This window comes from Micromonospora sp. Mcm103, from assembly GCF_024519755.1.
Taxonomy (GTDB): Bacteria; Actinomycetota; Actinomycetes; order Mycobacteriales; family Micromonosporaceae; genus Micromonospora; species Micromonospora aurantiaca.
This window is the reverse complement of the sequence record NZ_JALJRJ010000005.1, coordinates 200,039-219,487: the sequence shown is the minus strand read 5'-3', so window position 1 is coordinate 219,487 and position 19,449 is coordinate 200,039. Positions and strand designations below refer to the sequence as shown.

Annotated in this window: 16 protein-coding genes; 6 read left to right on the top strand and 10 right to left on the bottom strand. The window is 72.5% G+C overall.

Annotation, left to right across the window (positions count from 1 at the left end; genetic code table 11):
* Positions 1-142 precede the first annotated feature (142 nt).
* Complete coding sequence (locus tag OC439_RS10080) at positions 143-2,959, top strand: adenylate/guanylate cyclase domain-containing protein (protein ID WP_262013161.1); 2,817 nt, start codon at positions 143-145, stop codon at positions 2,957-2,959.
* A gap of 76 nt (positions 2,960-3,035) precedes the next feature.
* Here the strand turns inward: OC439_RS10080 and OC439_RS10075 are convergent, their stop codons facing one another.
* Complete coding sequence (locus OC439_RS10075) at positions 3,036-3,578, bottom strand: phospholipase (RefSeq protein ID WP_262013160.1); 543 nt, start codon at positions 3,576-3,578, stop codon at positions 3,036-3,038.
* 159 nt (positions 3,579-3,737) lie between these two features.
* Positions 3,738-5,402 carry a glycoside hydrolase family 10 protein gene (locus tag OC439_RS10070; protein WP_262013159.1) on the bottom strand — a complete coding sequence of 555 codons (1,665 nt, stop codon included), beginning with the start codon at positions 5,400-5,402 and terminating at the stop codon, positions 3,738-3,740.
* A 273-nt stretch (positions 5,403-5,675) separates the two neighbouring features.
* Between OC439_RS10070 and OC439_RS10065 the strand changes: the two genes are divergently transcribed.
* The gene (locus tag OC439_RS10065) at positions 5,676-7,169 is read left to right on the top strand and encodes an amino acid permease (RefSeq protein WP_262013158.1); all 1,494 of its coding nucleotides are present in this window, start codon (positions 5,676-5,678) and stop codon (positions 7,167-7,169) included.
* A gap of 89 nt (positions 7,170-7,258) precedes the next feature.
* On the opposite strand, the gene OC439_RS10060 is transcribed toward OC439_RS10065, so the two are convergent.
* Positions 7,259-8,767 carry an alpha-N-arabinofuranosidase gene (locus OC439_RS10060; RefSeq protein WP_262013157.1) on the bottom strand — a complete coding sequence of 503 codons (1,509 nt, stop codon included), beginning with the start codon at positions 8,765-8,767 and terminating at the stop codon, positions 7,259-7,261.
* Positions 8,768-8,917: 150 nt separating this feature from the next.
* On the opposite strand from OC439_RS10060, the gene OC439_RS10055 reads away from it, so the two are divergent.
* Positions 8,918-9,916, top strand: coding sequence for a LacI family DNA-binding transcriptional regulator (locus tag OC439_RS10055; RefSeq protein WP_262013156.1), 999 nt, complete (start codon positions 8,918-8,920; stop codon positions 9,914-9,916).
* A gap of 127 nt (positions 9,917-10,043) precedes the next feature.
* On the opposite strand, the gene OC439_RS10050 is transcribed toward OC439_RS10055, so the two are convergent.
* The 3 genes from OC439_RS10050 to OC439_RS10040 all read right to left on the bottom strand — a co-directional run bounded on the left by OC439_RS10050 (position 10,044) and on the right by OC439_RS10040 (position 13,314).
* The gene (locus OC439_RS10050) at positions 10,044-10,769 is read right to left on the bottom strand and encodes a methyltransferase domain-containing protein (protein WP_262013155.1); all 726 of its coding nucleotides are present in this window, start codon (positions 10,767-10,769) and stop codon (positions 10,044-10,046) included.
* A 551-nt stretch (positions 10,770-11,320) separates the two neighbouring features.
* Entirely contained in the window at positions 11,321-11,638 is a 318-nt protein-coding gene (locus OC439_RS10045) for a hypothetical protein (protein WP_262013154.1), read from the bottom strand.
* Positions 11,639-11,676: 38 nt separating this feature from the next.
* Positions 11,677-13,314 carry an ABC-F family ATP-binding cassette domain-containing protein gene (locus OC439_RS10040; protein WP_262013153.1) on the bottom strand — a complete coding sequence of 546 codons (1,638 nt, stop codon included), beginning with the start codon at positions 13,312-13,314 and terminating at the stop codon, positions 11,677-11,679.
* 85 nt (positions 13,315-13,399) lie between these two features.
* Here OC439_RS10040 and OC439_RS10035 point away from each other — a divergent pair, with 85 nt between their 5' ends.
* From OC439_RS10035 to OC439_RS10025, 3 genes are all read left to right on the top strand, one after another.
* Positions 13,400-14,170: an ROK family protein gene (locus tag OC439_RS10035; protein WP_262013152.1), complete on the top strand. Its 771-nt coding sequence runs from the start codon at positions 13,400-13,402 to the stop codon at positions 14,168-14,170.
* Between the two features lie 89 nt (positions 14,171-14,259).
* Positions 14,260-14,622, top strand: a complete 363-nt coding sequence (locus tag OC439_RS10030; protein WP_018787684.1) for a tetratricopeptide repeat protein — start codon at positions 14,260-14,262, stop codon at positions 14,620-14,622.
* Positions 14,623-14,681: 59 nt separating this feature from the next.
* On the top strand, positions 14,682-14,936 hold the full coding sequence (locus OC439_RS10025; protein WP_013288724.1) for a Smr/MutS family protein: 255 nt from the start codon (positions 14,682-14,684) through the stop codon (positions 14,934-14,936).
* 24 nt (positions 14,937-14,960) lie between these two features.
* Here the strand turns inward: OC439_RS10025 and OC439_RS10020 are convergent, their stop codons facing one another.
* The 4 genes from OC439_RS10020 to OC439_RS10005 all read right to left on the bottom strand — a co-directional run bounded on the left by OC439_RS10020 (position 14,961) and on the right by OC439_RS10005 (position 19,310).
* On the bottom strand, positions 14,961-15,671 hold the full coding sequence (locus OC439_RS10020) for a hypothetical protein (RefSeq protein WP_262013151.1): 711 nt from the start codon (positions 15,669-15,671) through the stop codon (positions 14,961-14,963).
* Positions 15,672-15,828: 157 nt separating this feature from the next.
* Positions 15,829-16,377, bottom strand: a complete 549-nt coding sequence (locus OC439_RS10015; RefSeq protein ID WP_262013150.1) for a YciI family protein — start codon at positions 16,375-16,377, stop codon at positions 15,829-15,831.
* Positions 16,378-16,381: 4 nt separating this feature from the next.
* Positions 16,382-16,777, bottom strand: coding sequence for a hypothetical protein (locus OC439_RS10010; RefSeq protein WP_262013149.1), 396 nt, complete (start codon positions 16,775-16,777; stop codon positions 16,382-16,384).
* Between the two features lie 154 nt (positions 16,778-16,931).
* Positions 16,932-19,310, bottom strand: coding sequence for a M28 family peptidase (locus OC439_RS10005; protein WP_262013148.1), 2,379 nt, complete (start codon positions 19,308-19,310; stop codon positions 16,932-16,934).
* Positions 19,311-19,449 lie beyond the last annotated feature (139 nt).

Sequence of the window (19,449 nt, the reverse complement as noted above, 5' to 3'; positions counted from 1 at the left end):
GTCCCGCGGGTCGATCGGGGTCTTGCCGCCGGTGTGATCTTTTGGCACCTTGGGGCGGAATCTGCCCAGCCGTTCTCACGATGCGTGACGGCACGACCATAGGGCAGCATGAACCCGACGTCACCGGGCGGAGGTTCGACGTATGTCGCAAGGACACCACCTCCCCAGCGGGTGGGTGACCTTCGTGTTCACCGACATCGAGGGCTCGACGCGGCTGGCCCGGATGCTCGGCCCGGTCTACCGTCCGGTCCTGCACGAGCACCGGCGGCTGCTGCGCGACACGCTGGCCGGCACCGACGGAGCCGAGCTGCTGACCGAGGGGGACTCGTTCTTCCTCGCGTTCCCCGACGCCGCCGCCGCGGTCCGCGCCTGCCTGACCGCGCAGCGCGCGCTCGCCGGGCACGAGTGGCCCAACCCGGACGCCACCCCCCGGGTACGGATGGGACTGCACACCGGCTACGCCGAGCCCCGCGACGGCGAGTACGCCAGCCCCGAGGTGCACCGGGCCGCCCGGGTGGCCGCCGCCGCGCACGGCGGGCAGGTGCTCTGCTCCGCCGCCACCGCCCGGCACGCCGACCCGCTGCCGGACGGGGTGTCCCTGCTGGACCTCGGACTGCACCGGCTGCGCGGCTTCGACGACCGGGAGCGGCTGTTTCAGCTCGTCGCGCCCGGGTTGGAGCGGCGGTTCCCGCGTCCGCGTACCGCCGACGCGACGGCGCACAACCTGCCCACCCAGGTCACCTCGTTCGTCGGCCGGCAGGCCGAGCGCGCCGAGCTGGGGCGGCTGGTCGAGGCGTACCGGCTGGTGACGGTGCTCGGCGCGGGCGGCGCCGGCAAGACCCGGCTGGCGGTGGAGCTGGCCTCCGGACTCGTCGAGGACTACCCGGACGGCGTCTGGTTCGTCGACATCGCCGCGGTGACCGACCCGGGGCTGGTGGCGTTCGAGATCGCCGCCGTGCTCGGCCTGCGCCCGGAGCCCGGCCGACCGATGGTCGACACCCTCGTCGAGTACGCGGCGCCGCGCCGGATGCTCGTGCTGCTCGACACCTGCGACGCCCAGACCGCCGCGTCGGCCGAGGTGATCGGCCGGCTGCTCGCCGGTGGCCGGGGTGTGCGGGTGCTGGCGACCAGCCGGGAGTCGTTCGGCGTGCCCGGCGAGGTGGTGTGGCGGATACCGCCGCTGTCGGTGGACGAGGGTCCCGACGGCGGGGGGAGCGACGCGGTGGCGCTGCTGCTGGACCGTACCGCAGTGGCCCGCGGCGGCCGGGCGCCGGAGCCGGCCGAGCAGGCGGACCTGCACCGGGTGGTACGCCGCCTGGACGGGTTGCCGCTGGCCATAGAGCTTGCCGCCGCCCGGCTGCGGGTGCTCTCGGCCGGGCAGCTGGCCGAGCGGCTGGACGACATGCTGGGCACGCTCGACGCCGGGCGGGAGACGGCGGAACCGCCGCCGGTGGAGGCGGGTTGGAGCGGCAACCAGCAGGACACGGTGGACCTGGTGGCCGCCGCGACCGGCGCCGCACCGCCCACTCCGGCGACGCGGGCGGTGCAGCGGTCGGCGAGTGAGCGGCACCTGACCATCCAGGCCACTGTGACCTGGTCGTACCGGACGCTCGGCGCGCGCTCGGCCCGGCTGCTGCGCTGGATGGCGGTGTTCGCCGGCCCGGTGGACCTGCCGACCGTGCAGTGGCTGCTCGACGAGGACCCGCTCGACCCGCTCTCGGTGCTCGTGGACAAGTCGATGGTGCTGGCCGAGCCGCACGCGTCCGGCAGCACCTACCGGATGCTCGACCCGATCCGCGCGTACGCGGCCCGGCGGCTGGTCGAGGCCGGCGAGGAGCAGAGCGCCCGGGACCGGCACGTCGCCTGGTGCCGGCACGCGCTGGACCGGGCGCACCTGGGCCCGGACGGCCGCCCGGTGACGCTCTCCCTGTACGCGCTCGACCCGCTGGCGAACGAGTTGCGGGCCGCGTTGCGCTGGTGCGCCACCGGCGGCAGCGCCCGGTCGGGTCTGTCGCTCGCCGGTGACCTGGATCAGTGGTGGCGGGAGCGCGGCCTGGCCCGGGAGGGGCGGCTGTGGCTGTTCCGGCTCTACGGCCGGCTCGCCGAGACCGGTGAGCCGATGCCGGACGCCGAGCTGGCCGCCGCGTACCACATGCACTCGCTGCACGCGGGCGCGGACGGCGAGTTCGGCGAGGAGCTGCGGTACTCGCAGCGGGCCGAGGCGGCCGCCCGGCAGTCCGGCGACCGGGGTCTGCTGGCCCGGGTGCTGGCCGGACGCGCGGCGCCGCTCGTCGACATGGGGCAGTTCGCCGAGGCGGAGCGGATCTGCCGCGAGGTGATCGACTGGGCGTACGCGCAGGACGTGGTGGGGGACGCGCTGCTGGCCGTCTACAACCTCGCCGAGCTGCTCTGGCGCCGGGGCGCGCTGGACGAGGCGGCCGACCTGCTCGCCGCGGCCCGCCCGGTCGAGGCGGCCCGGCCGGCCGAGCGGGGCGGCCGGTCGGTGGACATGCTGCTCGGCATGGTGGCCCTGGCGCGGGGTGATCTGGTCGCCGCGCACGAGCACCTGCTGGTGGCGTTGCGGTCCCGGATGAGCCACGGCTACCTCGGCCGGGCCTGCGACACGATAAACGCGATAGCGGTGCGCTGCGCGCTCGCCGGGGACGCGCTGGCGGCGGCCCGGCTGTTCGGGGCGGCGCAGGCCACCCGGGCGAACCTGCGGGCTACGCCGGGGATATACGGCCCGTACTGGTCGGCCCGGCAGGCGGAACTGCGGCGGGTGCTGGGTGACGAGGCGTTCGACGCCGCCTACGGGGCCGGTACGGGGCTGCGGCTGGACGAGGTGGCGGCGCTGGCGCTGCACGTCGAGCACCCGGACCTGGCCGCCGACTCGCCCCGGTTCGGCACGCAGACGCCGGGCTCGTGGCCGGCGTTCGAGCCGCGCAGCACTGCGGGCTGAGCCGGCCGGGCGCGGCGGGTCGACCGGCTGAGCGCGGCGGGGAGCCCGCTCGGTGGCGGACTCCCCGTGCGGTGCGTCAGGCGGGCGCGGCGGCGCGGCGCTGGGCGTCGGCCTTCATCCGGGCGGCGCGGTCGAGGTCGGCCTGCGACACCGCGGCGACCGAGCCGAAGACGCTCACCGCCTGGTAGTACGTCCAGGCGAGGCTGTAGCAGGCGGGCCGGACCACCGCGTTGTACGTGGCGCAGACCCGCTTGAGATCCGCGTAGAAGGCGCTGTCCAGACGGGACTTGCTGGACGAGAAGACGCCCATCGCCTTGTGGTTGCGGTAGCCGAAGTCGTGCCGGTAGCAGGAGAGCTTGAAGTTGAACCCGATCGGGTTGTCCGGGCTGGACGAGCAGTAGTCGGTGGACCAGTCGAAGCCGTACTCGGTCCAGGGTGCCCGGTTCTGCCGGGCGCTGTTCCAGGCGTTGTAGCTGGACGCGCTGGTCTGCGTCCAACTGGTGAGGACGGACAGCTTCTGCTGGGTGCTCACCGCGGCGGCGGCCGGTGTGGCCAGGCCGAGCAGGGTGAGCAGGGCGAGTGCGCCGGCGGCGAGGGTGGTGGCGAGTCGACGGGACACGGGAACCTCCGGGGGTGGTGGCCGGGATCTCCGGATGTCGACAAGTGTCGATCAAAGGGGTGAGCTGGGGCGATGCCTCGGGGAGCGGCTCGCTGACATCCGCCTGAACAGACGAATGCCCCCGGGCCGTCGAGGCGGCCCGGGGGCATTCGGGGTGAATCAGCGGACGAAGCGCGGCGGGCTCGCCGGGCTCTCGTTCGCCAGCCGGTCCAGCGCGGTCACGTAGTACGTGTACCGGGCGCCGTCGGCCGCCGTCGTGTCCACCCAGGACTGCACGGCGCCGTCGGTGGCCCGGACGGTGCCGACCAGGTGCGAGGCGTCCGCGAAGTCGCAGCGCCCGGCCAGGCCGTGCCCGTCGAACCGGTAGATCGCGTACGACGCGGCGGTGCCGAGCGGGCCCTTGCCGTCGGCCGGCTGACGCCAGCTCAGGCGTACCCCGTCCGCCTCCCGCTGGGCCTTGGTGACCACCGGGAACAGCAGCGGCTTGCGCGGCAGGTGCGTCATGGTGGGCACCAGCGCCGGGCGGGAGTAGTGCTCGGCCGCGTAGATGTCGGTGGCGCCGAGCCGGTTGGCCCGCACCTGCACCGCGGAGAAGTGCACGTTGCCGAGCACCTCCGGGTACGACCGGTTGAGCGTCAGGTGGTTCGACAGCTCCTGCGGGTTCATCCAGAACGACCCGTACGCCGGGTCGCCGCTCTTGTAGTCGGCCTGGCCGATGTAGAGCTGGACGTCGGTGCCGCGCACCTGCTCGGCCCACCACGGCACCAGCCGGGCGTAGTCGGCGGCCGGGTACTGGCCGATGTACCAGTAGAGCTGCGGCACGATGTAGTCGATCCACTCCTCCTTGACCCACTTGCGGGAGTCGGCGGAGATGATGTCGTACGACTGCGAGCCGGTGGTGTCCGAACCGTTCGGGTCGGCCGACGCGTTGCGCCAGATGCCGAACGGGCTGACGCCGAACTTCACATACGGCTTGACCGCCTTGATCTTGGCGTTCATCTCCTGGATCAGCAGGTTGATGTTGTCCCGCCGCCAGTCGGCCTTGTCCGTGAAGCCCCTGTTGTGCGCCGCGAACGTGGCGTCGTCGGGCACCTGGTGGGTGCCGCTCGGGTACGGGTAGAAGTAGTCGTCGAAGTGCACGCCGTCGATGTCGTACCGCTTGACCGCGTCCATCATCGCGGTCTGGACGAACTCGCGGACCTCGGGGACGCCGGGGTTGTAGTAGAGCCGGCTGCCGGCCACGCCGGCCGGCGGGTAGGCGAAGACCCAGTCGGGGTGCTGGCGGGCCGGGCTGTCCGGGGCCAGTTGCGACAGGTCGGCGCCGGCGCCGCCGGGGGCGGGCATGGAGACGCGGTACGGGTTGAACCAGGCGTGGAACTCCAGGTTGCGCTTGTGCGACTCGTCGACGAGGAAAGCCAGCGGGTCCCAGCCGGGGTTCTTGCCGCGTACGCCGGTCAGGTACTCCGACCACGGCTCGTACGGCGAGGGCCAGAACGCGTCGGCGGTCGGGCGGACCTGGACCACGACGGCGTTGTGGTTGAGCTTCTGGGCCAGGTCGAGCCAGGCCAGGTATTCGGCCTTCTGCTTGGCCACCTGGTCCGGCGCGGTCCAGGAGTCCTTGCTGGGCCAGTCGATGTTCGTAACCGAGGCGATCCACATGGCCCGGAACTGGCGCTTGGGGGTGGCCGGATCGGTGACGCAGTCGGTGGAGGGGGAAGTGGCGGTGCCGATGTCGCCGGGGGCGGCCTGCGCCGGCGTGCCGGCGACCAGCGTGCCGAGCAGCGCCGCGGCCAGCGCGGCGGCTCCGAGCCGAGTTGCCTTCATGCGGTGCGGTCCCTTCGTCGGGTCCGGGGGGACGGTCGGCGGCGGAGCGTACGGCAAGATTCGCCGTGCCATCCATGCCGCCGGTAGAAAACTTTCATCTATCCGTGCCCGGCGCAAGACCCCGACCGGTGATCGATGTCCCGCGCCGTCCGACTCGGCCGGATCGTGACGATTCCGAGACCTGCGGTGCGGGATTGGAGCGGAAAACGGCTGGGTAGCTAGCCCGGTCACAGACCGCCACCGTGGCGGCCACACGGCGGGGGAGGTGATCAGATGTCGGTCCTGCGGACCAAGCCGATCGGCGACGTGCTCGCCCAGGGCGACGCCGACGGCGAGGACGGCAAACCGGGCCTGCGGCGCCGGCTCGGCGCGGTCGACCTGATGGGCTTCGGCATCGGCATCGTGATCGGCACCGGCATCTTCACGCTCACCGGCGTCGAGGCGCGCAACAGCGCCGGGCCGGGCGTGGTGATCTCGTTCGGCATCGCCGGCCTGGTCGCGCTGCTCGCCGCGCTCTGCTACGCCGAACTCGCCAGCAGCGTGCCGACCGCCGGCAGCGCCTACACCTACGCGTACGCGACGATGGGCGAGATCGTCGCCTGGATCATCGGCTGGGACCTGCTGCTGGAGTTCGCGCTCGGCGCGGCGGTGGTGGCCCGCGGCTGGTCCGGCTACCTCGCCGACCTGTTCGGCCTGCCCAGCGCCTGGTTCGCCGAAGAGGGCAGCGTCGTGAACCTCGGCGCGATCGGCATCGTGCTGGTGCTCGGTGTGGTCGCCATCGTCGGCATCCGCGAGTCGGCCCGGGTCACCAACCTGCTGGTGCTGGTCAAGGTGGCGATCTGCGCCTTCGTCATCATCGCCGGGCTGTTCTTCGTCAAGGCGGCCAACCTCAGCCCGTTCATCCCGTCCGCCGAGCCGGCCGGTGCCGGGGACGACGGCATCAAGCAACCGGTCACCCAGGCCATCTTCGGGCTGGAACCCTCCGTCTTCGGCTTCGTCGGGGTGCTCACCGCCGCCGCCGTGGTGTTCTTCGCGTACACCGGGTTCGAGGCCGTGGCGAACCTGGGTGAGGAGACCCGCAAGCCCAAGCGGGACCTGCCGCTGGGTCTGCTCGGCACGCTGCTCATCTCGACGGTGCTCTACATCGGCGTCTCGCTGGTCGTGGTCGGCATGGTCAAGTACACCGAGATCGACGAGGGCGCGCCGATCGCGTCCGCGTTCCGGGCGGTCGGCGCCGGCTGGGCCGCGGTGCTCGTCTCCATCGCCGCCGTCGCCGGGCTCACCAGCGTGATCCTGGTCGACCTGGTGGCCATGGGCCGGATCGGCTTCGCCATCGCCCGCGACGGGCTCATCCCGCCCGCCATCGCGAAGGTGCATCCGCGCTGGGGCACGCCGTACCGGATCGCCGGGATCATGACGATCGCGGTGGCGCTGCTCGCCGGTTTCCTGCCGCTGTCCGCGCTTGCCGACCTGGTCAGCATCGGCGCGCTCTGCGCGTTCACGCTGGTCGCGATCGCGGTGCCGATCCTGCGCAAGCGCCGCCCCGAGCTGGAGCGGCCGTTCAAGGTGCCGTTCTCGCCGGTGCTGCCGATCGTCACCGCGGTGGCGTGCCTCTACCTGAGCCTGAACCTGTCGGTGGAGACCTGGCTGCGGTTCCTCGCCTGGATGCTGATCGGCGCGGTCATCTACTTCGGGTACGGCCACCGCAAGAACCGGCTCGCCCGTCACGAGCACTCGGACACCCCCGAGCCCGCCCCCACCCCCTGAGGCGGGCCCCGAAGGAAGGGCCCCTTCTTAACGCCCGGCGTTAAGAAGGGGCCCTTCTCCTACCGGAGGCGTTAACAAGGGGCCCTTCCTTACGCCGGAACGAAGCGCAGCAGGTTCCAGGAGGTGGCCGGCAGCAGCACGGAGACCCGGCCGCCGTCGACGGTGGGAGTGGTGAGGTCCCGGGGCGTGACCCGCTCCGGGTCCGCTTCGGTGTTCGTGGCGTCCGGGTCGGTTCCGGCCGCCACCGTGGTGTGCGCCTCGGCCCGCAGGCCGGGCAGGCCGCGCAGGTACAGGTCGAGCGGGACGTCCTGCGAGCTGCGGTTGACCGCGAAGACGGCCAGCGCGCCGGTCTCCTCGTCGTGCACGGCGACGGTGTCCAGCGCGGGCACGTCGCCGTACCGCCGGGTCTCGTAGGTGGGGCCGGTGGGCTCGGTCCGCAGCACGGTGCCGCGGGCGTACCGGGCGGTCAGCGCGAACGGGTGGAAGATGCTCTGCCGCCAGGCCGGACCGCCGTTGCGGGTACGGATCGGGGCGATCACGTTGGCGAGCTGCGCCTGGCACGCCACGCCGATGCGGTCGGCGTGCCGGAGCAGGGTGATCAGCAGGTCGCCCACCACCACCGCGTCGACGGCCGTGTAAGCGTCCTCGATCAGCGCCGGCGCCTCGACCCAGCCGCGCCGGTCCAGGTCGGACTGGAGGCGGGACTGGTACCAGACGTTCCACTCGTCGAAGGAGATCTTCAGCTTGCGCTTCTGCCGCAGCTTGGCGCCCACGTAGTCAGCGGTGGCGACGACCTCGGTGATGAAGGCGTCCATGTCGACGGCGGAGGCGAGCAGGCTGGCCCGGTCGCCGTCGGAGGGGTCGTAGTAGGTGTGGGCGGAGATGTAGTCGACGTGCTCGTAGGTGTGCTCCAGCACCGTCGCCTCCCACGCGGCGAACGTGGGCATGCCCCGGCCGGAGCTGCCGCAGGCGACCAGGCTGATCGACGGGTCGATCATCTTCATCGCGCGGGCGGTCTCGGCGGCGAGGCGGCCGTACTCGTCGGCGGTCTTGTGCCCGACCTGCCACGGTCCGTCCATCTCGTTGCCGAGGCACCACAGCCGCACCCCGTACGGCTGTTCGGCGCCGTGCTTGCGGCGCAGGTCGGACAGTCGGGTGCCGCCCGGGTGGTTGGTGTACTCCAGCAGGTCGAGCGCCTCGGTCACGCCGCGGGTGCCGAGGTTGACCGCCATCATCGGCTCGATCCCGGCCTCGGCCGCCCAGGTCATGAACTCGTCGAGCCCGAACTCGTTTGTCTCGATGGTCTTCCAGGCCAGGTCGAGCCGGCGCGGGCGGTCGCCGACGGGGCCGATGCCGTCCTCCCAGCGGTAGCTGGAGACGAAGTTGCCGCCCGGGTAGCGGACCACTGAGACGCCCAGCTCACGGGTCAGGTCCAGCACGTCGCGCCGCAGCCCTCGCCGATCGGCTGTGGGGTGGCCCGGTTCGTACACCCCGCCGTAGACGCAGCGGCCCATGTGCTCGACGAAGGAACCGAAGATCCGGCGGTCCGCCGGCGCGACCCGGAACGCCGGGTCGATCGTGAGCTGCGCGTTCGGCACGATGCCAACCTCTCCCTCGCTGCTGGTGCGGGTGACCGCTGTCACTCCGCTGTCAGTGGTTTGTACAACGTTGTAAGCGCCCGTGTAAAGAGGCAGTCGCGTCGTCGTGGCGCGGTACAGTGCGGCCAGCGTTCACCGGAAGGGAGTGCAGTGCGGCACAGGCTCAAGGACGTCGCGGAGCGCGCCGGAGTGTCGGTGAAGACCGTCTCCAACGTCGTCAACGGCTACCAGCACGTGCGCGCCGACACCCGGGCCCGCGTCGAGGAAGCCATCGCCGCGCTCAACTACCGGCCCAACCTGTCGGCCCGCAACCTGCGCAAGGGGCGCACCGGGGTGATCGCGCTGGCCGTACCCGAACTGGACATCCCCTACTTCGCCGAGCTGGCCCGGCACGTCGTCACCGCCGCCGCCGACCACGGCTGGACGGTGCTGATCGACCAGACCGGCGGCCGGTCCGAGCAGGAGCGCAAGGCCGCCAGCGGGATCGGCGACCACATGATCGACGGCCTGATCCTGAGCCCGCTCGCGCTCACCGCCGACGACCTCGCCGCGCTGGCCGGCCTGCCCATGGTGCTGCTCGGCGAACGCGTCGACCACGGCTCCGCCGACCACGTCATGATCGACAACGTGGCCGCTGCCCGCGAGATCACCGCCCACCTGATCGGGCTCGGCCGCCGCCGGATCGCCGCGATCGGCTCCCAGTGCACCCCCGAGGGCGCCAGCGCCCGGCTCCGCCTGGCCGGCTACACCGCCGCGCTGACCGAGGCCGGCATCGCCTACGACGACCGCCTGGTGGCGCCCGCGCCGGCCTGGCACCGCGCGGACGGCGCCGCCGCCATGCGGCACCTGCTCACCACGGGGGTACGCCCCGACGCCGTCTTCTGCTTCAACGACACGCTCGCGCTCGGTGCGCTGCGTGCCCTGCACGAGATGGGCCTGCGCGTGCCCGAGGACGTCGCGGTGGCCGGCTTCGACGACATCGAGGACGGCCGCTTCTCGATCCCGACGCTGACCACGGTCGCCCCCGACAAGGAGCGCATCGCCCGCCTCGCGGTAGAGCTCCTGGCGGGCCGCCTGGGCCAAGACCGCGACTCCCCACCGCGCGAGCTGGTGGCCCCCCACCACGTGGCCCTCCGCGAGTCCGCCTAACCCGCCCCCTCGTGCCCCGCTTGCCCCTCTTGCCCCGTCGATCATGAAGTTGACGGCGAAGTCGATCTCCTTGAGTGCCGTCAACTTCATGATCGACGGGGTGGTCCCTGGGGCGGTCGGCGCGGCTTCAGTCGAAGAAGCGGGCCAGGTGGGAAGAGGGTGGGGCGGGGGCGTCCGGCGGCAGGGGGGTCAGGTCGGCGAAGATCGAGGCGCCGTCGCAGCCGACGTGCAGCGGATACCAGCGCGGCGTACCAGGCGGACGCTGGCCGCAGATGCCCTTGAACGTCTGCACGTCGAGCAGGCGTACGTGGGTCGGGTCGGCCACCGCGTTGACGTGCCGCCACCAGGGGCTCATCACGTGCAGCACCCCGCCGGGACGCAGCACCCGGTGGCACTCGTCGAACAACGGCAGGAAGTCGATCAGGTGCTCGACGATGTGCACCGCGAAGAACACGTCCACCGACTCGTCGCGCAGCGGCAGCGAGCCGGCCAGGTTGGCGACCGCGTTCACCCCCGGCGCCGGATAGATGTCCAGCCCCAGGTTGCCCGGCCACTGCTTGGTCGCGCCGCAGCCCAGGTCGACCACGACCGGCGCCTGCCCGGCCACTGTGACCCGGCACCAGACCCCGAGTACGCTGGACAGCCGGCCGATCAGCTCCCGTACCAGCCGTAGCTGCTCCGGGTCGGCGACCTCGCCGGTCAGGTGCGCGACCCCCCGGTCGAAGCGCACCTCGACAGCCGTTCCGCGCAGCCGCTCGTCGTGCCGGACCATGTCGGCCCACGCCTCGGCGAGGAAGCCGTCGGTCTGCCGGAGTCGCTCACCCGAGAGCGCGGTCTGCCCCATCGCCACCATGCGCCACCTCCGGCGGCCCGTTACCCCCGATTCGCCCCGATATACCCCGCCAGCCCGCCCCCGTCCGCCCCGGCCCCCGCTCAGCCGCGCCCCGCCCGCGTCGGCCCCGCCCGGCCCGCGCCCCCCAGCCCTCCGTCCGCCCCGCCTGTCGCCCGTGATCAAGGACTTTGTGTCCCCGGACGACGCCCTCGAGGACACAAACTCCTTGATCACCGACGCGTGCCTGAGATCTTGGAAGATTTCGGCCCCTATGGGGGCACTTTCCTTCCAAGATCTCCCGCGACTCGGGCTGCGGCGCTGATCAAGGAGTTTGTGCTGGCGCCCGCGGCGTGGATGGACCCAAACTCCTTGATCACCGCCGGTCTCGGGTCGGGTTGTGCGCGGCGATGGCGGGAGTCTGGGCTGCGCCTCGTCGATCATGGAGTTGTGGCCCGGGCAAACCTCGCGAAAGGTGCAGGAAAGGGGCCGCAACTGCAAGATCAGCGGGGTGAGGGTGAGGGTGAGGGTGAGGGCGGGGGTGAGGGTGAGGGCGATGGCGGGGGAGAGGGCGGTCAGGGGGAGAGGGTGCGGCGGACTGCGCGGGAGCCTCGCATGCGCTGGCGCGGCTGGGCAGCCGCTGCCTTCGGGCGCTTGAGGTGGTAGCGGTGCAACTCGTTGTTGCCCGGCAGCGACGGGTCCTCGCTCATCGCGACCAGTTCCCAGCCCTGGTCACCGGCCCGGTTCAGGTGGGCCAGCGCGGTGTCGCCGTACGGCGTCACGTCGATCATGGAGCCGTCCGGGCCGTACCAGATGAAGACGACCTCCCACCCGGCGTCGGTGGCGGCGGCCTGGCGGCGGCGGACCAGCAGCGCGTACTCCCACTTGAGCATGCGCTCATTGTGGACCCGCGCGCGCCGGTCGGCACGGATCAGTGTTCGGCGATCCGTCCGTCCGCCACGCGCAGCCGCCGGTTCACGCTCACCGCGTCGAGCATCCGCCGATCGTGGGTCACCAGCAGCAGCGTTCCCGGGTAGCTCGCCAGCGCCGACTCCAACTGCTCGATCGCGGCCAGGTCGAGGTGGTTCGTCGGCTCGTCGAGCACCAGCAGGTTGACGCCACGCCCCTGGAGCAGGGCCAGCGCGGCCCGGGTCCGCTCGCCGGGGGACAGCGTCGCCGCCGGCCGCAGCACATGCTCGGCGCGCAGCCCGAACTTCGCCAGCAGCGTCCGCACGTCCGCCGGGGCCAGATCGGGTACGGCGGCACCGAACGCGTCGAGCAGCGGCTGGTCGCCGAGGAACAGTCCCCGGGCCTGGTCGACCTCGCCGACCACCACACCCGGGCCGAGCGCGGCGTGCCCCTCGTCCAGCGGCAGCCGGCCGAGCAGCGCGGCGAGCAGGGTGCTCTTGCCGGAGCCGTTCGCCCCGGTGATCGCCACCCGGTCGGCCCAGTCGATCTGCAGGTCCACCGGGCCGAGCGTGAAGCCGCCACGGCGTACCACCGCTCCTCGGAGCGAGGCCACGACGGCGCCGGCGCGGGGCGCGGCGGCGATCTCCATCCGCAGCTCCCACTCCTTGCGCGGCTCGTCGACCACCTCCAGCCGCTCGATCAGCCGGGCGGTCTGCTTGGCCTTCGCGGCCTGCTTCTCGGTCGACTCGGCGCGGTACTTGCGGCCGATCTTGTCGTTGTCGGTGGCCTTGCGGCGGGCGTTCTTGACGCCCTTCTCCATCCACGCCCGCTGGGTGCGGGCACGCGCCTCCAGGTCGGCCTTCGTGTCGGCGTACTCCTCGTACTCCTCGCGGGCGTGGCGGCGCGCCACCTCCCGCTCCTCCAGATAGGCCGCGTAGCCACCGCCGTAGTGCTTGACCTGCCGCTGGTGCAGGTCAAGCTCGACGATCCGGGTGACGGTGCGGGTGAGGAACTCCCGGTCGTGGCTGACCACCACGGTCCCGGCGCGCAGCCCGGTGACGAAGCGTTCCAGCCGGTCCAGCCCGGCCAGGTCGAGGTCGTTGGTGGGCTCGTCGAGCAGGAAGACGTCGTACCGGCTGAGCAGCAGCGACGCGAGCCCGGCGCGGGCGGCCTGCCCGCCGGACAGACCGGTCATCGGATGGTCCAGGCCCACGTCGAGACCCAGCTCCGCGGCGACCTGCGCGGCCCGCTCGTCCAGATCCGCGCCGCCGAGGTCGAGCCAGCGTTCCAGAGCATTCGCGTACGCGTCGTCGGCGCCCGCCGCCCCGGCGGTGAGCGCCTCGGTGGCGGCATCAAGCGCGGCCTGCGCGGCACTCACCCCGGTGCGCCGGGCCAGGAACTCGCGGACCGTCTCGCCGGGCCGGCGCTCCGGCTCCTGCGGCAGGTAGCCGACGGTCGCCGTGGGCGGGCTGAGCGAGACCGAGCCCTGCTCGCGGGGGACAAGGCCGGCGAGGGTACGCAGCAGCGTGGACTTGCCCGCGCCGTTGACCCCGACCAGCCCCACCACGTCGCCGGGCGCGACGACGAGGTCGAGGTCTTCGAAGAGGAGGCGGTCACCGTGGCCGGCGGTGAGGTCCTTGGCGATCAACGTGGCGCTCATCAGATGACCGAGCCTACCGGCGGGCGCATCCGGATTACCGTGACCCGCGCTCGCGGCGGCGCCGGTCTGAGGGAGACTCACAGCCGTGGTGACCACACTGGCGATCGACTGTGGTGGTGGCGGGATCAAGGCCTCCGTACTGGATGCCGCCGGAACCATGCGCGCACGGCCGTTGCGCGTGCCCACGCCGTACCCGCTGCCGCCGGCCTTGTTCGTCAAGACGCTGCTGGATCTCGGCGCCCGCCTGCCCGCGGCGGACCGGCTCACCGTCGGCATGCCCGGCATGATCCGGCACGGCGTCGTGGTGGCGACGCCGCACTACGTGACCCGCTCCGGGCCGCGCAGCCGCGTCGACCCCGAGCTTCTGGCCGAGTGGTCCGGGTACGACGCGCGCACCGCGCTGGCCGAGGCGTTCGGCGTGCCGGCGCTGGTGCTGAACGACGCCGAGGTGCACGGCGCGGGCGTGGTCGCCGGGACCGGCTGCGAGCTGGTGCTGACGCTCGGCACCGGGCTGGGCAGCGCGCTGTTCGACGGCGGGGTGCTGGCGCCGCACCTGGAGCTGTCGCACGCGCCGGTGCGGTGGAACACCACCTACGACACGTACGTGGGCGAGCCGGAACGGCGGCGGCTCGGCGACGCGTTCTGGTCGCGGCGGATCCGGCAGGTGGTGGACGGCCTGCGGCCGGTGTTCCGGTGGGACCGGCTGTATCTCGGCGGCGGCAACTCGCGGCTGATCCGGCCCGAGCAGGTGGCCCGGATGGGCGACGACGTGGTGATCGTCCCGAACACGGCCGGAATCGTCGGCGGTGTCCGGGCCTGGGACCTGGTCGGCGGCCGGTACGACCCGACCACCTGATCTTTCGCCCTGCAGGAACACTCGCGCTCGCGCCGGTGTTGTGCCAGCGTCGGACCTAGGGCCTGGCGCGACACGAGGAGGTGGGTCGAGTGGATCTTCTGGCGGAGTACCGGCGGGCGACCATGTTCTTCGAAGCGGGTGACCCGACCGGAGCGGCCCGGCTGCTCGAACCGATCATCGAGGCGGAGCCGGACAACTCCTCGGTCCGGCAGCTGCTGGCCCGCGCGTACTTCCAGTCGGCCCAGCTCAACCGGGCCGAGGAGCAGCTGCGCGAGCTGGTCGACCGCGACCCGAGCGACCACTACGCGCACCACGTGCTCGGCCGCACGCTGGAGCGGATGAACCGGCCGGTGGACGCGCTGCGGCACCTGCGCATCGCGGCCGCGATGTACTCGACGAACACCGACTACGCCACCGCCCTGCGCCGGGTGGAGGGCAAGGTCGGTCGTTGACCGATGACGCGGAAGGGCAGCCCGGGCGGGCTGCCCTTCCGCGTACCTAGGATGGGACCGTGAAGCTCAAGCTCGACCTCCACGACATCTACAACAAGGGCCACGACATCGATCGTGCGCTGCGCGGGATCATGGACGAGGCGGTCGCGAAGAAGGCCACGCTCGTGGAGATCATCCCGGGTAAGGGGTCGGGCGCGCTCAAGAAGAAGGTGCTGCGCTTCCTCGACCAGAAGGACGTGAAGCAGCTCTACCACCGGGTCGAGAAGGACTCGAAGAACTTCGGCCGCCTGTTCGTGCACTTCCGGTGGAAGTAGCGCCGCCTGCGTCTGCTCCCACGATCAGGCCGCGGTGAGCACCGTCATGGGGGAGCCGAAGGTGGTTGTTCCGGGGCCGTGCCCGATGCCGACCAGGACCCGGTTGCCGAGCGGCGCGGCCAGGCGCACCACCACCTCGCGATCCTCGGCGTAGTCCAGTCGGATGCCGTCCCCGTCGTGGGTGACCTCCACCGGTTCGACGAGCACCGCGGTGTCCGTCTCATGCACCAGGGCGTCTGGGTAGTCGGCGTATTGCGCGGGCGTTCCGATGAACCGGAACGTCAGAGTGCGCCCATCGTTCGCGAGCATGGCCTCCTCGTGATGAATGGCGCCCACACCGGGGGGCCGCCATGTCATCCGACGTTCGAAGTCCGGGTCCATGGCGATGAACGGCCATCGCCGGTCCTCGGGGTACATCATCCACGCCGGGAGTTCGCGGACACCTCGATCGGTGGCGAACGGCCCGTCCCCGCGGATGATGTTCGCCAGCGGTCTCTGCGCCCCGGTTTGCACGTCACGGCAGTACTTGACGGCGTGCGGCCTGAGCTCCGGCGGCAGGTCGGACTCTGGAACGCCGGGAGCGTCGAACGACGCCCGCCACTGGGTGTCCACCATGAGTCGGTCGAGCGCTGTGACGCCCATCGCTGTCAGCACGATCGGACGCGGCTCGCGGTGAACGGGGAAACCGTCCCACATCGCCAACGCCTGCCGTACACACTCCGGATCGCTTGGCACGTCGCCAGCCTAGCCACCTGTGGACACTTGGCGGCGTGCCCCAGTCGGCGAACCGCCCTCGCCGCACCGACAGAGCCTGTGCAGTTCGCCGAGCCGCACGTCGCCTACGACATAAGGGAATACCGTGAGACCCGGTTGGGAGATCACGAGTAGCCGGTTACGCCGGGCGTCCGCCGAACACCCAGTTGTGCACCTCGACCTCGGCGTACCGGTCGGCGGACAGCACGGCGCGCGCCTCGTCCGGCCCGGTCGCCCGCACCAGCGCCGCCGTCCCCACCCACGTCACGCCGTCGTCGGACAGCAGCGGCCCGTACGCGATCAACTCGTCCTGCCGCTGCGGCAGCACCGGACCGGCGCCCTGCTCCGGACCGAGGCCGAGCACCAGGTAGCGGTTGCCGCCCGTCCGGCCCCCGGTGAACTCCCACATGGTGCGGCCCAGCATGTTCCACCACCGCCGCAGCATCACGTCCCGGTACGCGCCGGCCTGGTAGTTGGGCTCGTCGAAGGCGAACGCCCGGGCGGCGGCGGGGCCGGGCAGGCTCAGGATGTGCACGCTCCCGGTCGGCGAGCCGTCGGCAGCAAGGGTCGGGCCGCGCGCGATCATCTGCTCCGCGAACCGGTCCATGTAGGCCCAGTGCTCCGCGACCAGGTCACTCCGCAACGCCATCGAGCCGAGCCGGTCCCGGTGGTAGCAGAAGAAGTCCATGCCCTCAGCCGGCCAGCTCGGTGGAGCCGTCCCAGCCGTTGTATCCCTGCTGCGTGATCCGGCCGTCGGCGTAGGTGTAGGACCAGCGTTCGCCCGTCTCGCCCTCGAACCGGACGGTTCCCGCGCGTACGAACGGGGCCAGCGCGACGTAGAAGGCGATGGCCTGGCCCGACCACTTGAAGTCGTCCCGGCTTTGGCCGACTTCGATCCAGTCGCCGTCGCGGACGAACGTGGCGGCACCCACCCACGCCATGTCGGTCAACGTCTCGGGCGTGGGCGGCAGGTCCGGGTCGAACCAGCCATCCCGCTGGGAGCAGGCGACCCGGACAGCGGCGAGAGCGGCCGCCTCGTCGCCCTCGGGAAGGTGCAGGCGGCCGGACGGCTCCACGTTGTATCCCACGGCACCGATGCTAGGGAGATCCACCGACGCTGTCAGACCCGCTCGCGGGACCATGCCGACTTCAGTACGCCGAAGTGGCGGTATCCCGGCGCGGGGATACCGCCACTTCGGCGAGGTGGTGCCGATCAAGCAGGTGGTGTCGATCAAGCGGCGGTCAGAGCGGGTACGTGCGCGCCACCGCCAGCATCTCCGAACTGTGCGAGCCGACCACGCCCACACCCTCCGGCCGGGGCCGGAACCCGGGCACGGAGGACAGCCCGTCACTGGCGTCCATCGCCCGCACCGACACGGCACCGCCGCGCGGCACGAGCGTCAGCGTCACCTCGACGCCCTCCGGCGGCGGTGCGTGGAACACGATCCCGAATCCCCACTTCCCGTCGCCCGGCTCGACCGGCACGCTCCGCCCCGCCACCGTGGCGGACCGCACTGTGGCGGTGCTGGTGTCGACGTGCAGCGTGAGCAGGCGTACCTGCCGCTGCGGCACCACCCGCACCCGCAGCACACGCTGGTCACCGTCGCGGGTGTCGGAGAGCGTCTCCAGCTTCGGCGCGGGCAGCGGCGCGGCCGTGGCCGGCCCGGCGCGCATCTCGCCGTCGCCCAGCCCGGGGAAGTCGTCGGCCAGCGAGATGCTCCGGTCGACGTAGCCGTCGGTCCAGGGCTGCGGCTTCTCCTCGCGAGTCAGCCACGCCGCCTTCCCGGTGCCCGCGTCCAGCGCGTACATCAGATGGGTCGGCACGGGATGTGCGGCGTCGAAGCGGTCCACTGCGAGGCCGACCCCGGTGAGCACCACCGCCGCCAGCGCGGCGGCCGCGGCGGGCAGCGCGCCGAGCCGGCGTGCGCGCAGCGCGAGCAGGCCGCGCTGGCCGCCGGCCCGTGGGTGCAGCAGGTCCACCACCGGGAGTACGGCGAGGCCGAGCAGCACCGCGACGAGCGCGGCTACCGCGCCCATGCCCATGCCGAGCGCCGGGAACAGCAGCACCACCGGAGGCAGCAGGATCACCACTGCCACCGCGGCGGCGAGCGTCACCGCGACCACCGGCCACGGTCCGTCGCGGCGGGTGGCGAGCGCGGCGAAACCGGCGAGCGCGCCGGCCAGCGCCGGCACTGTCGTCAGGTACGCCCCGCCGGGTACCGCCACGGCGAGCAGCACACCGAACACGGCCAGCCAAGCCAGTCCGCCGAACGCCAGCGCGGCCGGGCCGACGCGGCGGCGCAGCAGCGCGTACCAGCAGAACAGCACCGCGGCGGCGAGCGCCACGACGGCGAGCCGGTACGCCACCGGGCGGTACGGGTCGAGCAGTTCGGCGTACCCGGGCCGGACCGTGGTGATCGCGGCCCAGAGCAGCCACGCGCCGAGCGGGGCCACGACGATCGGCGCCAGGGTCAGGCCGAAGCCGGCGGCGAGCGTGCCGGCGGTGGCCCGGCCCCGGATGCGCAGGAGCCAGCCGAGGGCGCCGACGGCGAGCAGCGCGACCACGGCGAGCGGCACCGTCAGCCAGCCGGAGTAGCGGACCAGCCCGCCGAGCACCGGGAAGTAGGTGTCGTCGTGGCCGGCGCGCAGGTCGTCCAGGTCGGTACGGCCGAACTCGCGGGCCAGGCCGAGCGCGTTGTCACCGTGCATCTGGAGGCTGCCCCGGTCCATCCGGGCCGGCACGTCCAGCGGGGTGTGGTAGATCGCGCCGCCGTCGATGTAGGCGGAGTTGAGTCCGACGAACTTCCGGTCGAGGAAGGCGGTGAAGTCGGTGTCGTTCGGCAGCGCCCGGTAGATCTCCACCGCGAACGAGGTGCCCACCGGGTGCGGGGCGGCCTTGCCGAAGATCTCCACCAGCTTCGCGTTGTCCCGGGACGTCTCGAACATGATCACTGGGCCGGTGGAGCCGCGCGCCTCCAGGTTGAGCACCACCCCGCCGTCGCGGGCGAGCGGGTGGTAGGCGGCGAACCCGGCGGCCCCGCACAGGCACGCCTCCTCCGCGTCGGTCAGCACGAAGACGATGTCGTTGCGGGGGCGCGGGCCGGTGGTCAGCGCCCGGGCCACCTCCAGGATCGCGGCGGTGCCGGCCGCGTCGTCGTTGCCGCCCGGCCCGGTCTGCACCGAGTCGTAGTGCGAGACCAGGAACACCTTCCCGGTCGGGTCGGTGCCGGGCAGCCGGGCCACCACGTTGCGGACCCGGGCCAGCGTCGCCCCGCCCGCCGCGCCGGACAGCTGCCCGGCCTCGGGCGCCACCGTGTCCTGCACCTCGGTCTGAAGGCCCAGCCCGCGCAGCGTCGTCACCAGGTGCTCGCGTACCCGGTCGTTTGCGGCGCTGCCCGCCACGTGCGGCTCGGCCGCGATCACCTCGACGTTGCGGAAGGCGCGGGCGGCGCTGAAGTCGCCGGCGGGCGCGTCCGCCGGACGTGGTGTCGGGGTGGAGAGGCCGACCAGGACGCCCGCCCCGACGGCGAGCAGCGCGACGAGCGCGGCCAGGGCGGCGATCGGCCGGCGGCGGGGCCTGCTGAACGCGCGGTCGGCGGGGCGGGTGGGGGGTGCGCCCACGGGGACTCCTCGGGGTGGATCAACGGGGTGGGATCATCCTGCACCCCCGGGGGCCGCGGCGGCAGTCCTCGGTCGGTGCGCTGCGGGCGTGACAGCGCTCCCGGCGTAACATCGTGGGTCGACCGTGCCGCTGTCGGGG